This window comes from Rhodococcus sp. DMU1 (assembly GCF_012272955.1).
GTDB lineage: Bacteria > Actinomycetota > Actinomycetes > Mycobacteriales > Mycobacteriaceae > Rhodococcus > Rhodococcus aetherivorans.
In genome coordinates, this window is record NZ_CP050952.1 from 783643 (window position 1) to 797450 (window position 13808).

Sequence of the window (13808 nt, forward strand, 5' to 3'; positions counted from 1 at the left end):
CACTGCGGGTGCCGCCCGTCGGCGTTGGTGTGTCGGGATCAGCGCCGCCAGGCCGCGGTGTCCCGCCCGGACCAGTTCGCGAGCCGCTCAACGGGGCTCGCGTCCGGCGCCGGCTCGACGGCCGCGCCGAAGGGAACCCGTCCGCCGCGCACGGAGGCGGGGATCTTGCTGCGCGCGACGACGAACGCGGCCTCCACGAGCACCGGATCCGGCTCGGCCGGCAGTCCCGTGGCGACGGCGAGATCCCAGCCGTGCACGAGGGCCTCGTTGAGATTGCTCAGCACCGCGGCGCGGCCGGGCACCGTTCCCCACGGCGCGACGACGGGCCGGTCGAGCAGGTCGTCGTCGCTCCACACCTTCCGGTAGTGGGCCTGCGCCCGCTCGAGTTCGGCGCGCCACGCGTCGTCGGGCACGCCGGTCAGGAACTCCGGAACGCTCAGCGGGTCGCCGTCGCTGCCGATCACGCGGCCGCGATCGACGGTGGCGACGAGGTGGCCGAGCAGCGCGCGCACGTCGTAGTCCGGGCAGGGCGTCGGGTCGGTCATCTGCTCGGGGCGGACCTCGTCGATCAGCGTGGCCACCCACGCCAGGGCGTCGCGGTAGAGGGGACGGGGGTCGGACGCGGTGCTCATGTCGGGCCTTTCGGTCGTGTGGTTGCTGCCGGACACGATCCTGCGCGCGAAACACGACACCTTCTGTCATGTATTTCTGGGAGAGTTCGGCAGGTGCGAGCCGATCGGTTGCTGTCCCTGGTCCTGCTGCTGCGACACCGGGGCCGGATGACCGCGCCCGCGATCGCCAGGGAACTCGAGGTCTCGGTGCGCACCGTGCTGCGCGACGTCGAGGCCCTGTCGGCGGCCGGGATCCCCGTCTACGCCGAACGCGGACGCGACGGCGGTTTCGCGCTGCTCCCCGGCTTCACCACCGACCTGACCGGCCTGACCGTCGACGAGGCGACCGCCCTGCTCGCGGCGAGCGCGTCGGCCACCCCCGACTCGCTCGGCATGGCCTCCGCGTTCGCCTCGGCGATGCGGAAGGTGACCGTCGCGCTGCCCGAGGCGCAGCGCACCGCCGCCGCGCGGGTCGGGGAGCGGATCGTCGTCAGCTCGTCGGGGTGGGTGGTCGATCACCGGCGGGACGAGCACCTCGGCGTCGTCCAGCAGGCCGTGTTCACCGATCGCCGCCTGCGCATCCGCTACCGCTCCCGTGGCGCCGAGGCGCGGTGGCGGACGGTCGACCCGCTCGGGCTGGTCAGCGCGGCGGGCCGCTGGTATCTGGTGGCGCTGCATCGCGGCGCCGAACGCACCTACCGCCTCTCCCGCATGGAACGGGTGCAACCGCTCGACACCGCGGCTCACCGCCCACCCGACGTCGACCTCGCCCGGATCTGGCAGCGGCGCCGCACCGAGTTCCGGGCCGGTCTGGGCACGGTCACCGCCGCGGTGCGGATCCGGGACCGGCGCCGGGAAGACCTCGCGGCGATCGCGATCCGCGTCGTCGCGCAGCGGCCCACCGGCGACGGCTGGTGGGAGGCCGAGGCGGAGTTCGGCGGGGCCACCCACGCCGGCGCCGCGATGTGGCAACTCGGCGACGACGCCGAGCTGCTCGGGCCGCCCGAACTCCGGGAGCAGGTCCGGTCGTCGGCCGAGCGCCTCGCCGAGCGGCACCGGTAGCCCGGCCCGTCACCGCGCCACTGCGGTTCTCGTCGCCGCATCGCCGCGGTCCGGGACGCGAGGGGCGGCGACGAACGCCTCCTCCGCGATCTGGGCCGCGTAGACCGCCGGGTCGATCCGCGCGACGAGGTCGGCGGTCTGGGTCGCCATGGCCCGCAGCGCGGTGAGTTTGCGGTCGAGCGCGAGCCCGTGCAGCCGGACGTGGACCGCGAGCCGCTCTTCGCGCACGCCCGTGGGGCGCTCGTCGCTCATGTACATGCCCCATTCCTCGTAGAGGTCCCGGAACCGGTCGAGATGCTCCACGGTGGGGGTGGCATACAGCAGCCGGGAACGGCAACCGCGGTCACGCCAGGCCCGGGTGACCCAGCGGTGCACGGCGGTGTGGTCGGGGTGGTAGGTCATCCCGTCGGCACCGAAGGTCAGGATCGTGCCGGGGCGGACGTCGTCGAGGAGCCGTCCGGCCCACGCGAGACCGGTGTCCTCGTGCTCGGCGAGGGCACCGTCCGGCAGGCCGAGGACGTGGTGCTCTTCGACACCGAGGACGGCCATGGCGGCGGCCGCTTCCCAGCGGCGGACCCGGCCCAGCCGCTCCGGAGGCCACGAGCGGGGGTCGGCGGTTCCGTGCTCGCCGGCGGTGGCCGAGGCGCACACGACGCGCCGGCCGTCGTCGCGGGCGGCGGCCATGACGCCGGCGGCGAGGTAGGTCTCGTCGTCGGGGTGGGCCCAGATCGACAGGATCGTCCCGGGCAGGGGCAGGGATGTCGTCGCGTTCATGCCTCTCACGGTCCGTGCGGGCCCTGCCCCGGCGCTCCCGCGCGCTCTCGGCGCGCTGGGATCCGGTGGGAGCGCGGTGAGAGCAGGCGGGCGCATCGTCGTGGCCATGGACACCACACTCACCCTGAACCCCACCCGGAACCGGACCGCGGCCGAGTTGCCGACCGAGATGCTGGAGCGGTTCCGATCCCGTGCCGGCGAACTCGACCGGTCCAACTCCTACTTCGACGAGGACCTCGCCGAGCTGCGGGCCGCCGGCTATCTCGGCGCCGCCGTACCCACCCGCTACGGGGGATGGGGCCTCGATCTGGCCCGGCTGGCCGCGAGCCAGCGGCGCCTCGCCCGCTACGCCCCGGCGACCGCGCTGGCGATGACGATGCACTCCTACTGGATCGGGATCGCCACCGAACTGGAACGCACGGGCGACACGTCGCTCCGCTGGATCCTGGAGGCCGCGGTGGCCGGCGACGTGTTCGCCGCCGGACACGCCGAGACGGGCAACGACATCCCGGTGCTGCTGTCGACGTGCCGGGCGCAGCGCGTGGCGGGCGGCTACCGGCTCACCGGCCGCAAACAGTTCGGCTCCAACGGTCCGGCGTGGCGGTGGCTCGGCGCGCACGCCGTCGACGCGGACGCGGCGGGCGGGCCGCACATCGTGCACGCCTTCGTCGAACGAGGCAGCGCGGGGGTGAAGGTCGTGGAGACGTGGGACACCCTCGGCATGCGGCCGACGCAGAGCCACGACACGGTTCTCGACGACGTCTTCGTGCCCGACGACCGCATCGGGCGGGTCGTCCCCGCGGGCGACGGCAGCGACCCGTTCCTCGTGGCGATGACGATGTGGCCGCTCTCGCTCATGGCGGCGGTGTACCTGGGGATCGCCGACCGCGCCCTGGAACTCGCCGTCCGCAGCGCCCGGCGCAAGACCTCGGTGGCGATCGAGCGGGGCGCGTACGCGTACAACCCGTTCGTGCAGCACCAGGTCGCGGAGATGTATCTCGAGCTGGACGCCGCCTCGGCGACGCTCGACCGGTTCGTCGCGGACTGGGTGGCCGGCACGGACCACGGCGACGAGTGGGTGCCCAAGGTGTATGCGATGAAGTGGCGGGCGGTGGAAGCGGCCAAACGGGTCGTCGACATCGCCCTCGACGTGGCCGGTGGCGCCGGCATGTTCACCGGGAACGAGCTCGAACGCCTCTACCGCGACGTGCGGTGCGGGGGATTCCACCCCGGCAACGACGCGCTCACCCACGAACTCGTCGGCAAGTCGCTGCTCGGCATTCTCGGCGAACAGCCCAGGTGGTGAGGTCGCGCCCCGGCCCGGGCGGTCACAGCGCGCGGAGCGCATGCTCGGCGGCGGCCTCGCCGTCGAGCATCGCGCCGTGTCGTCGCGCCGCCTCGTACGCGTCGTCGCCGAGCGCGGCGCGCAGTCGCGCGCCGAGCTCGTCCAGGGCCACCTCGTCGGCGCCGAAGATGCGATGACCGGCCGCGGTCGCGCGCACGGCCCCCTCGAGCACCGCGGCGTCGCGGTAGCGGTCCAGGCGTTCGAGAAGCCCGGCGATCGAGCGCAGCATCGTCCACTGCGTCGACCACATCCCGGCGCGCCGCCAGTGCGGGATCAGGCGCCGGTACTCGTCGGCGGCGGCCGCCGGGTCACCGATCCGGGCGTCGATGGACGCCTTCGACGCGCCGGCGAGACCGGTCACGAACGAGGCGTTCGTCTGTTCCGCGATGTCCAGTGCCCGAGCGAAGCGCGCGCGGGCCCGTTCGACGTCGACTGCCAGATCCGCCTCCCCGGCGCAGTGCCAGACATACGCGGCGTGCGGGGTGCGTGCGTCGGCGACCTCGGCGAGGAGGGCCTCGGCCTGCTCGACGGCGGCCGGGTCACCCGCATAGCCCAACGGCAGCAGCTCGGTGGCACGCGCCATGAGCCGCTGCGCCGGGTCGTTCGCGGCGGCCGCGGCGGCCCGCCGGTACCAGGCGGCGGCCTCGTCGAGATGCCCCTCGAACAACTCGTAGCTCCCGCGAACGGTCATCGCCTCCGCCGCCGGCTCGGTCTTCGCCCGCTCGACGGCGCGCAACGCAGCGGCGCTGAGCCGGCCCGTCTCGGCCACGTCGCCGGACATCCATGCCGCGTAGGCGGCCACCACCCGCACGCGCGCGGCGAACGGGCTCCGGCCCTCCGGATCGGCGTCGATCACCAGCCGCGCCCAGCCCAGCACGTCCGGTCGCAGCCGGAAGATCCCGTAGTCCAGCAGGGCATTGACGAGACGACCCGCGAGCGCGACCTCGTCGTGGTCGAGCAACCAGCCGAGCGCGCTGCGCAACTCCGGTACGGCGGCATCGATCTGCGCCAGGACCTGCTCGCCCGGCTGCAGCAGTCGTGAATCCGCCCGGTCGACCCAGTCGGCCAGGTGCCGGGCGTGCCGTTCCGCGACGAGGTCGACCCGGTCCTCGCGGGTGAGTTGTTCGGCGCCGAACGCCCGCAGCGTCTCGAGCAGCATGTACCGGCGGCCGGGTATCCGCAGCACCAGCGAGCGCTCCACGAGGTGTGTCAACGCCGCGGTGACCGTCCCCGGATCCGTGCCGCAGACCGCCGCGGCGTCGGCCGCGTCGAACGAGCCCGAGAACACCGACAGTTCCGCGAAGGTCCGCTGCAGATCCTCCGCGAGCAGCCCGAACGACCACGACACCGCCGCGGCCAGCGACCCGTGCCGCGGCGACGTGCGGTACCCCGACGCCAGCAGCTCGAAGCGGTGGTCCAGGCCCGCGGCGACCTCCGCGACCTCATGGGTGTGCAGGCACGCGGCTGCCAGCTCGATCGCCAACGGCAACCCGTCCAGGCGCCGCACGATCTCGGCGATGCAGGCGAGTTCTCGCCCGTCCGGCTCGAAGCCCGGGACGACGGCCCGCGCCCGCTCCTCGAACAACCGCACGGCCGGTGCGTCCTCGCCGTCGTACGACAGCGTCGGCACCTGGCGGACGTGCTCGCCTACGACTCGGAGCCGCTCCCGGCTCGTTGCCACGATCCGCACGTGCGCGCAGGTGGCGAGCAGGCGTTCGACGACAGCGGCGATCGGATCGAGCACGTGCTCACAGTTGTCGAGCAGCAGCACGAGCTCGGTGTCGCCCAGCACGTCGGCCACCCGCTCGGCGAGGGAGGTGCCGGGACGGGCGTCGATCCGCAGGGCGGCGGCGGCCACGTCGACCGCGGAGTCCGGGTCGGCAGTGGCCAATTCGCACAACACCACCGGCCGATCCGGTCGGGCGGCCCGGAGCCGGTGCCCGACCTCGAGGAGCAACCGGGTCTTGCCGACCCCGCCCGGACCGACCAGGGTCACCAGGCGCCCGGACTCCGCCAGCTCGGTCACCGCCACCGCCAGGGCGTCCCGGCCGACGAGCGACGTCGCCGGAACCGGCAACCGGCCCACCGGCGCCCACGCCCGGTCGGCGGCACCGGCGAGCAGTTCCGCGTGGTGAGCCGCCAGTGCCGGCGACGGTTCGATGCCCAGCTCGTCGCCGAGCAGCCGCCGGAAGTCGTCGTAGACCCGTAGCGCCTCGGCCCGGCGTCCGGTCGCCGCGAGCGCCGTCATCAGCAGCGCGCGCGGCCGTTCCCGCAGCGGCTGCGCGTCGGCGAGCGCCACCAGTTCGGCAACGAGGCCGTCGGTGTCGCCCCGTCCGAGCCGCACCTCGGCCCGGACCTCGTGGGCCCGGGAACGCAGCTCCTCCAGCCGCGTCGCCTCGGCCCGGGCCTCGTCCACCTCGTCGAGTTCGGGGTAGGCGGGGCCCTGCCAGCGCGCGAGCACGGCGTCGATCTCGGCCGACACGCCCGCATCCCCCGTCGCCCCCGCGCTCAGGGCCACCACGAGCCGGTCGGCGTCGACCTCGACACCGGCCGGATCGAGCCGATAGCCCTCACCGACGGACTCGATCAGGCCGTCGGGCAGACCACGGCGAAGCCGGAACATGTGGTTCTGCAGGGCGGCGGCCGGATCCGCCGGTCGCCTGGACGGCCACAGGGCATCGACGGCGGAGTGCGCCGGCACCACCCGGCCCCGCCGGAGCACCAGCAGTGCCAGCAGGCGTCGCTGCAGCAGCCCGTCGGGAGTGATGTCGCGCCGATCCGCATCCAGCACGCGGAGCGGGCCGAGTACCTCGACTCGCGCCCGGTCGCCACCCGTGACCACGGAACCATTGGACCACTCCCGCCGGTCTCCTGCCGAGACCCGGGGCCTTCACGTGCGATGCGGTTCCGGCGGATCGGCGGGCCGCATCCACAGCGCCGCGACGAGGAAGCACACCGCCCCGACGAACGTGCCGAGGTCCGCGAGCCGCGGCGCGAGTGTTTCGCCGGCCGGATCGATGTGGGCGCCGACGGCCGAGGCGCCGAATGCGAGCGAACCGAGCATGTTCAGCCACGTGCTGCGCCAGTTGCGGGCGTGCGGATCCCACAGCGCATCGGTGTCTGTGGTGGCCACCACCGCCAGTGCGCTGCTGACGAGGAAGCACACCGACCCGACGGCGTCGGGCCGCCACACCAGGTTCCGCTCCTCGGACGCCGTCAGGCCGGCGACGAGCGCGAATCCGGTGCTCACGTTGAACGTGAGTGTGCCCGCCCACTGCACCGCGGCCGACCACCAGTCGTACCGGTCCACGCGCGTCGCCGCGGGCGGGCGGTGCGTCAGCAGCAGTTGCACGGTCGCTGCCGCGGTGAAGAACCACGAGCCCACGAAGTAGAGCAGATTCGAGGTGGCGGCGGGGAGGACGAGCACGCCGCCGGAACCGGCGGCGAACAGGGCGGAGCCGATGACGAACAGCCGCGACTCGCGGCGCAGCGTCGGCCGGGTGAACACACCCGCGAACCTAGCGGGCGCGGCCCGCCGCCGTGCAGAGGGGCGGCCCGCCGCCGTGCAGAACCGGAGCCGGGCTGCGCGACGTGGCGTAGGTTCGGCGGGGGAGGACACCCCACGACGAAGGGACCGATCGATGCCCACACGTACCGCTCGCACCGCCTGGAACGGTGGCCTGCAGGACGGCGCCGGACAGGTCGAACTCACCAGCTCCGGCCGCGCCACGTTCGACGTCTCGTTCCCCAAGCGGGCCGCCGAGGACGCCGGTGGCACCACCAGTCCGGAGGAGCTCATCGCCGCGGCACACTCGTCGTGCTACGCGATGCAGCTCTCGGCGCTGATCGCCGAGGCCGGCGGCACGCCGCAGAGCCTCGACGTCACGGCCGACGTCTCGCTCGGCCCCGACCCGGACGGCGGTTTCCGGCTCACCGGCATCAAGCTGACGGTGCGCGGCGAGGTCGACGGCCTCGATGCCGACGGGTTCGCGAAGGCCGCGCAGGGGGCCAAGGAGGGCTGCCCGGTCAGCAAGGCACTGACCGGGGTGGACATCACGCTCGACGCGGCACTCGAATCCTGAGCGATTCCACCACCGCGGGTGCGCACCCGCTGCGGCGACGACCGTGTCGTCCCCGGCACCCGCGCACCCGCGGTGTGGGTCACCGTCCGGCGAGCGCGTCGAGGTAGCGGCCCATCATCCACCGCTGAGCGAGCGGCAGGACCGGCGCGCCGAGGCGGGTGAACCATCGGCCGGGGCGGGAGACGGCGCTGATGTGGCCGAACACCGCGCCGTCGGGCCGTCGCTCGACGACGAACGCCTCCTCACCGCTGACGGGGTGACCGTCGAGGGTGCCGTACGCGAAACCGCGGCGATCCGGCTCGTCGACGACGTAGACCACGCGGCACCACGCACCCCAGCGCGCCGGACCGAACCGTGGATCCAGCCGTACCTCCAGCCCCGCCCGCGGCCGCGGAGTATTCGCATCGACGCGAAACCCCGCATGCCGCTGCATGTTCCAGCTTTCCAGTGCCCGAACGGCGGTACGGAACGCGACGTCGCCCGAGCCGAGGCGGCGGGTGAGGTGCGCGTGCCGGAACCCTGCCGGAACCCTGCCGCGCGTGGCGCCGACGTGCGGGTAGTTGAACGAGCGCTGCGCGTTCACGGCGGCGCGCTCAGCCCTGATCGGTGTCCTCGCCGGCGGCCTTCACGTCGAGCACGACCTCGAATTCGAGCAGCGACGCCCCCGACGCGACCGGCCGCTTCGCCTCACCGGCGTGCGCCTGCCGGGCCGGGCCGTCCCGCCACGCCGCGAACGCCTCCTCCGACTCCCACTGGGTCACCACGAAGTAGCGCGTCTCGCCCTGCACCGGCCGCAGGAGCTGGAAACCGAGGAAACCGGGCGAGTTCTCCACGGTGTGCGCGCGGTGCGCGAAGCGCGTCTCCAGTTCCGGGCCCGCGCCCTCGGGGACCTCGATTGCATTGATCTTCACCACTGCCATGGCGGCGAGCGTACTCCGCTACCTTGGCGGTTGTGTTGCACGACGAAGGTGGTTCCGGGCGGCCGATCCTGCTGCTGCACGGCCTGATGGGCAGCTCCCGCACGTGGCGCCGGCAGTTGCCGTGGCTGCGCGCGCACGGCCACGTCCACACCTTCGACGCCGCCGGCCACGGCCGTCCCGCCCCGGATCGGCTCACCACTGAGGCGTTCGTCGCAGACCTCGCCGCGCACCTCGACGGCATCGGTGAACCGCTGGTGGTGATCGGGCACTCGATGGGCGCCCTGCACGGGTGGTGCTTCGCCGCCGCGCACCCCGGCCGGGTGGCCGCGCTCGTCGTCGAGGACATGGCCCCCGACTTCCGGGGCCGCACCGCGGCGGACTGGGCCGCGATGATCGCGCGGTGGCCGCAGCCGTTCCCGGACGAGGAGGCGGTCGTCGGCTACTTCGGCGACGTCGCCGGCCGGTACTTCCTCGACTCCTTCGAGCATCGGGCCGACGGCTGGTACCTGCACGGCGAGGTGGCCACCTTCCGCGACATCTCCGAGGAGTGGGGCGCCCGGCACTTCTGGGACCAGTGGCGGTCGATCTCGGTGCCTGCCCTGCTCGTCGAGGGGGAGTTCACCATCACCCCGGAAGGACAGATGCGGCGGATGGCCGACGAGCACCCCGGGGCCCGGTACGCCCGGATTCCGGGCGCAGGGCACCTGGTGCACGACGAACGCCCCGACGAATACCGCGCCGAGGTCGAACGATTCCTCCGTACCCTCGCCTGATCACGCCTAGCCGGCGAGGCCTTCGCCGGCGAGCGCGAAACGTCCGTCGTCGGTCTGTTCCACGAGACCGTCCACGAGCAGCGAGTGCAGCGCCCGGTCGCGCTGCCCCGGATCCGTGAGCCACACCCGGTCCAGCACCGGCCGCTCGACCGGGACGTCGCTCTCGCGCAGCACCGCCATGAGCTTGCCCCGCACCTGACGGTCGGTGCCCGTGAACTTCTGCACCCGTCGCGGCGGGCCGTCGTGGGCGGGCCGGCCGGCCTCCACCCATGCGCACCGCGGCAGCGGGCACCGGGCGCAGTCGGGCGAGCGGGCCGTGCAGATGGTCGCACCGAGTTCCATCAGGGCTGCGGAGAACGTCGCCGCCCGCTCGCGGGTTCGCGGCAGGAGCGATTCGACGTCGGCCAGGTCCCGGGTGACCGACGGATTACCGGGTTCGGCGGCACCGTGCACCGCCCGCGCGACGACGCGACGGACGTTCGTGTCCACCACCGGGACGCGCCGGCCGTACGCGAAGCAGGCGACCGCCCGCGCCGTGTACGCGCCGATGCCCGGCAGCGACAGCAGCACGTCCACGTCGGCAGGGACCACGTCGCCGTGCTCGGTGGCCAGGACCCCGGCGCACTCGTGCAGCCGCAGCGCCCGGCGCGGATATCCGAGCCTGCCCCAGGCGCGCAGGACGTCGGCCTGGCTCGTCGCGGCCATCATCGACGGCACCGGCCACCGCTGCACCCACTCCAGCCAGATCGGTGCCACGCGGGCCACCGGCGTCTGCTGCAGCATCACCTCGCTCATCAGGATCTGCCACCCGGTGACGCCCTCCTCGCGCCACGGCAGATCCCTCGCCTCGGCGGCGTACCAGCGCAGCAGGGCGGTCGCGTCGACCGGCATCTCTCACATCCTCCCGTCCCGTTGTCGGCCCGATTTAGCCCCGCGGTAACTCCACCGAGCGGGATGCGTCACAGTAAGGGATGGATAATGCCCTTATGCCTAACTCCAACCCCATATCCGCGTGGAAGGCCCTGACCGAGGGTAACCAGCGTTTCGTCAGTGGTACCCCGCTGCACCCCAGCCAGGGCATCGACCACCGTGCCACCCTCGTCAACGAGCAGCACCCCATCGCGGTGCTCTTCGGATGCGGCGACTCGCGGGTGGCCGCCGAGATCATCTTCGACCAGGGCCTCGGCGACATGTTCGTCGTGCGCACCGCCGGACACGTGATCGACAGCGCGGTGCTCGGTTCGATCGAGTACGCGGTCGGCGTGCTGAACGTGCCGTTGATCGTCGTGCTCGGTCACGACAGCTGCGGCGCGGTCAAGGCCACCCTGGACGCCCTCGACAAGGGAGACATCCCGCCGGGATTCATCCGGGACATCGTCGAGCGCGTCGCGCCGTCGATTCTCATGGGCCGCAACGACGGGCTGTCCACGGTCGACGAGCTCGAGGGCCGCCACGTGGTGGAGACCGGGAAGTTGCTCAGCCAGCGGTCCCAGATCATCGCCGAGCGCATCGCCAAGGGGCAGTGCGCCATCGCGGGCGTGACCTACAAGCTCTCCGACGGTCACGTCCAGTTGCAGGGACACGTCGGCGACATCGGTGTGACCGTCGACTGACGCGACACGCCGACTTCGGTGCGGCGACGCCTCGCCGGTGGCACATACCGTGTGAGGCGTGCTTGAACCGACCGGGCCGCTGCCCCCCGAGATCTACTGGCGTCGACGCGCGCTCGCCGTGGGTGTCGGCGTGGTCGTGCTCGCGCTCGTCGTGTGGCTCGTCCTGTCCCTGACCGGCGGGGGCGACGACCCGGAGCCCGACCCGGCGGCCGCCGGCGTCCTGACGTCCGAGACCAGCACCACCCGCACACCCACCAGCAGCACCGGGAGCGAGGAGGCCGACGGCGTCGCCGCCGCCGGCCCCGGCGGGTCCTCCGGAGGCTCCGATTCGGGGTCGTCGCAGTCGGGGTCGTCGCAGTCGGGGTCGTCGCAGTCGAGCACGACGTCGGGGTCCGCCGGGTCCTCGAGTTCCGCGGCGGCGAGTGCGTCCGCCGTCGCGGCCGGGCAGTGCCCGGACCAGTCGCTCGCCGTGCGGGTGACCGCGGACCGGCCCAACTACCAGGTGGGCGAGGAGCCCGAGTTCACCATCGTCATCACGAACATCGGCACGGCCGCCTGCGAGCGCGACCTCGGCGCGGGCCTGCAGCAGGTGCTGGTCTACTCGCTCGACGGCAGCCGGCGGTTGTGGGCGAACACCGACTGCTTCCCCGAGTCCACCGCCGATGTGCGCAAGCTGGCCCCGGGTGACCAGGCCGCCTTCGCGGTGAAGTGGTCCGGAACGACCTCCGAGCCCGGTTGCCAGGCACCGCGGGAACGGGTTCCGGCCGGGGCCTACACCGTGGTCGGCCAGCTCGGGGGCCTGCGCAGCACGCCGGAGCCGTTCAACATCGCCTGACCGGCCGACACCGCCCGACCGGCGCGCCGCCGTGCTCGCGGATCAGTCGTACGGGCCGCTGATGGACGATTCCGCCAGCCGCGACAGCCCTTCGCGGATGTAGCGGGCCCACAGCCCGCCGATGCCCTCCACGGACTGCAGGTCCGCCGCCGTCGCCGCCAGCAGGCCCTGCAGGCTCCCGAACGAGCCGACCAGCCGATGGATCTGCGACGACTGCAGCCGCGGCACCCGATGCAGCACGCGGTAACCGCGCGGACTCGTCGCCGCGTCCAGCGCCTCGATCGTGCCCGGATACCCGAACACGCGCGCCAACGTCGTCAGATCCAGCAGATCGACGTCGGTGAGCCGGTCCAGCGCGGCGAGGGTCTGCTCGACGGCGACGAGCTGCGGCGCGTCGGTGCCGGCCAGATAGTCCCGCACGATCAGCTGCCGGGCCAGGTCGTTGTCTCCCACCAGCTCCTCGAGCTGCAGTGCCAGCTGCCGCCCGTCGGTGCCCAGTTCGAGCACCTCCTGTTCGATCTCCACCGAAACGCGGCGCACCATCTCGAGCCGCTGCGCGACGGTGAGCGCGTCGCGCAGCGTCACGAAGTCCTCGATCTCCACCACCGACAGCTGCCGGGTGACCTCGTCCAGCCGCGACTTGTAGCGCTCGAGCGTCGCGACGGCCTGGTTGGCGCGGGAGAGAATGGTCGCCGAATCGTTGATCACGTGCCGCTGGCCGTCGACGTAGACGGTCACGATGCTCATCGACTGGCTCACCGACACCACCGGGTAGCCCGTCTGAATCGCGGTGCGCTCGGCGGCGCGGTGCCGCGTGCCGGATTCGACGGTGGGGATCCGGTGATCGGGTACCAGCTGCACGTTGGCCCTGACGATGCGGCCGCCGTCGGTGGACACCACGACCGCTCCGTCCATCTTCGACAGCTCCCGCAGCCGGGTGGGGGCGAACTCCACGTCCAGCTCGAAGCCGCCGTCGCACAGCGCTGCCACGTCGTCGTCGAACCCGAGAACGATCAGGCCTCCGGTGCGGCCGCGCAGGATGCGCTCGAGTCCGTCGCGCAGGGCGGTGCCGGGCGCGAGCCGGGCGATGGTCTCGCGCAGCGTCACGGACGGTGCCACATCGGTCATCGATGGATCCTTCCCGTGTCCGGCCGGTGCGGCGAACGTCACTTCGTGTCGGTCCGCCGGGTGGAGCCGACCGAACCGCCGACTAGATTACTGCCCCATGAGCGGTACCTGGACCCTGCCCGACGACCTCACCCTTCCCAAGCTTCCCGACGACCATCCCGGGGCAGGCGCGCCGATTCCGTCCCATTGGAGCAAGTGCTTCGGCTGCGGCGACGACCAGCCCGCGGGAATGGCGATGCAGTTCACGTTCGGCGAGGGTCTCGAGATCACCGGCATGCTCGACGTCGCGAACCGCTACCAGGGCGGTCCCGGCTTCATCCACGGCGGGATCCTGAGCACGGCGTTCGACGAGGCGCAGGGCATGGCATGCATGGTGCTGCGCCGGCCCGTCGTCACCGGCCACCTGCAGATCGACTTCGCCAAGCCTATCCCGCTCGGGTCGGTGCTCGAGCTGCGCGCCCGGATCGACGGGACGGTGCGCCGCAAGGTGTACACCAGCGCGGAGGCCCGCATCGTCGAGGGACCGTTCGCCGACCCGGACGTCGTCGTCGCGACGTCGCGCGGGTTGTTCCTCACCGTCGGCGCGCAGCACTTCGACAGGGCCAAGGACTTCGTCGACGGGGTACCCAGGTCGCCGCACGGCACCTCGTCCGTGTAGCCGCCCC

Annotated in this window: 15 protein-coding genes; 7 read left to right on the forward strand and 8 right to left on the reverse strand. The window is 72.9% G+C overall.

What is annotated here, in order from left to right:
• Positions 1-38: 38 nt before the first annotated feature.
• The gene (locus HFP48_RS03625) at positions 39-632 is read right to left on the reverse strand and encodes a TIGR03086 family metal-binding protein (RefSeq protein WP_029540731.1); all 594 of its coding nucleotides are present in this window, start codon (positions 630-632) and stop codon (positions 39-41) included.
• Between the two features lie 93 nt (positions 633-725).
• Between HFP48_RS03625 and HFP48_RS03630 the strand changes: the two genes are divergently transcribed.
• The gene (locus HFP48_RS03630; protein WP_006930367.1) at positions 726-1673 is read left to right on the forward strand and encodes a WYL domain-containing protein; all 948 of its coding nucleotides are present in this window, start codon (positions 726-728) and stop codon (positions 1671-1673) included.
• A gap of 9 nt (positions 1674-1682) precedes the next feature.
• Here the strand turns inward: HFP48_RS03630 and HFP48_RS03635 are convergent, their stop codons facing one another.
• A complete protein-coding gene (locus tag HFP48_RS03635) occupies positions 1683-2447 on the reverse strand; it encodes a PIG-L deacetylase family protein (protein ID WP_168579026.1) in 765 nt (254 codons plus the stop codon).
• 106 nt (positions 2448-2553) lie between these two features.
• Here HFP48_RS03635 and HFP48_RS03640 point away from each other — a divergent pair, with 106 nt between their 5' ends.
• Positions 2554-3753: an acyl-CoA dehydrogenase family protein gene (locus HFP48_RS03640; RefSeq protein ID WP_168579027.1), complete on the forward strand. Its 1200-nt coding sequence runs from the start codon at positions 2554-2556 to the stop codon at positions 3751-3753.
• A 22-nt stretch (positions 3754-3775) separates the two neighbouring features.
• On the opposite strand, the gene HFP48_RS03645 is transcribed toward HFP48_RS03640, so the two are convergent.
• Together HFP48_RS03645 and HFP48_RS03650 are read right to left on the reverse strand one after the other, a co-directional pair.
• Complete coding sequence (locus tag HFP48_RS03645; RefSeq protein WP_168579028.1) at positions 3776-6634, reverse strand: BTAD domain-containing putative transcriptional regulator; 2859 nt, start codon at positions 6632-6634, stop codon at positions 3776-3778.
• Positions 6635-6682: 48 nt separating this feature from the next.
• Entirely contained in the window at positions 6683-7300 is a 618-nt protein-coding gene (locus HFP48_RS03650; RefSeq protein WP_168579029.1) for a YrhK family protein, read from the reverse strand.
• A 133-nt stretch (positions 7301-7433) separates the two neighbouring features.
• Here HFP48_RS03650 and HFP48_RS03655 point away from each other — a divergent pair, with 133 nt between their 5' ends.
• A complete protein-coding gene (locus tag HFP48_RS03655) occupies positions 7434-7874 on the forward strand; it encodes an OsmC family protein (RefSeq protein WP_006947898.1) in 441 nt (146 codons plus the stop codon).
• Positions 7875-7953: 79 nt separating this feature from the next.
• On the opposite strand, the gene HFP48_RS03660 is transcribed toward HFP48_RS03655, so the two are convergent.
• Positions 7954-8457, reverse strand: coding sequence for a DUF1990 domain-containing protein (locus HFP48_RS03660; protein WP_006947899.1), 504 nt, complete (start codon positions 8455-8457; stop codon positions 7954-7956).
• Positions 8458-8467: 10 nt separating this feature from the next.
• On the reverse strand, positions 8468-8794 hold the full coding sequence (locus HFP48_RS03665; RefSeq protein WP_006947900.1) for an antibiotic biosynthesis monooxygenase: 327 nt from the start codon (positions 8792-8794) through the stop codon (positions 8468-8470).
• A gap of 32 nt (positions 8795-8826) precedes the next feature.
• On the opposite strand from HFP48_RS03665, the gene HFP48_RS03670 reads away from it, so the two are divergent.
• Positions 8827-9567 (forward strand): alpha/beta hydrolase, encoded by a 741-nt coding sequence (locus tag HFP48_RS03670; RefSeq protein WP_168579030.1) that lies wholly within the window; start codon positions 8827-8829, stop codon positions 9565-9567.
• 6 nt (positions 9568-9573) lie between these two features.
• Here HFP48_RS03670 and HFP48_RS03675 read toward each other — a convergent pair whose 3' ends face one another.
• On the reverse strand, positions 9574-10458 hold the full coding sequence (locus HFP48_RS03675; protein ID WP_168579031.1) for an A/G-specific adenine glycosylase: 885 nt from the start codon (positions 10456-10458) through the stop codon (positions 9574-9576).
• A 95-nt stretch (positions 10459-10553) separates the two neighbouring features.
• Here HFP48_RS03675 and HFP48_RS03680 point away from each other — a divergent pair, with 95 nt between their 5' ends.
• Both HFP48_RS03680 and HFP48_RS03685 read left to right on the forward strand, forming a co-directional pair.
• The gene (locus HFP48_RS03680) at positions 10554-11180 is read left to right on the forward strand and encodes a carbonic anhydrase (protein WP_006947904.1); all 627 of its coding nucleotides are present in this window, start codon (positions 10554-10556) and stop codon (positions 11178-11180) included.
• 58 nt (positions 11181-11238) lie between these two features.
• Positions 11239-12015, forward strand: a complete 777-nt coding sequence (locus HFP48_RS03685) for a hypothetical protein (protein WP_006947907.1) — start codon at positions 11239-11241, stop codon at positions 12013-12015.
• A gap of 42 nt (positions 12016-12057) precedes the next feature.
• Here the strand turns inward: HFP48_RS03685 and disA are convergent, their stop codons facing one another.
• Positions 12058-13143 carry a DNA integrity scanning diadenylate cyclase DisA gene (gene disA / locus HFP48_RS03690; RefSeq protein ID WP_168579032.1) on the reverse strand — a complete coding sequence of 362 codons (1086 nt, stop codon included), beginning with the start codon at positions 13141-13143 and terminating at the stop codon, positions 12058-12060.
• Positions 13144-13240: 97 nt separating this feature from the next.
• On the opposite strand from disA, the gene HFP48_RS03695 reads away from it, so the two are divergent.
• Positions 13241-13801 (forward strand): PaaI family thioesterase, encoded by a 561-nt coding sequence (locus HFP48_RS03695; RefSeq protein ID WP_029540763.1) that lies wholly within the window; start codon positions 13241-13243, stop codon positions 13799-13801.
• Positions 13802-13808 lie beyond the last annotated feature (7 nt).

Bases quoted from the DNA above. Each gene is read 5' to 3' on its own strand.
- HFP48_RS03625 (WP_029540731.1), bottom strand. From the start codon at position 632: ATGAGCACCGCGTCCGACCCCCGTCCCCTCTACCGCGACGCCCTGGCG.
- HFP48_RS03635 (WP_168579026.1), bottom strand. From the start codon at position 2,447: ATGAACGCGACGACATCCCTGCCCCTGCCCGGGACGATCCTGTCGATC.
- HFP48_RS03640 (WP_168579027.1), top strand. From the start codon at position 2,554: ATGGACACCACACTCACCCTGAACCCCACCCGGAACCGGACCGCGGCC.
- HFP48_RS03655 (WP_006947898.1), top strand. From the start codon at position 7,434: ATGCCCACACGTACCGCTCGCACCGCCTGGAACGGTGGCCTGCAGGAC.
- HFP48_RS03665 (WP_006947900.1), bottom strand. From the start codon at position 8,794: ATGGCAGTGGTGAAGATCAATGCAATCGAGGTCCCCGAGGGCGCGGGC.
- HFP48_RS03675 (WP_168579031.1), bottom strand. From the start codon at position 10,458: ATGCCGGTCGACGCGACCGCCCTGCTGCGCTGGTACGCCGCCGAGGCG.
- HFP48_RS03680 (WP_006947904.1), top strand. From the start codon at position 10,554: ATGCCTAACTCCAACCCCATATCCGCGTGGAAGGCCCTGACCGAGGGT.
- disA (WP_168579032.1), bottom strand. From the start codon at position 13,143: ATGACCGATGTGGCACCGTCCGTGACGCTGCGCGAGACCATCGCCCGG.
- HFP48_RS03695 (WP_029540763.1), top strand. From the start codon at position 13,241: ATGAGCGGTACCTGGACCCTGCCCGACGACCTCACCCTTCCCAAGCTT.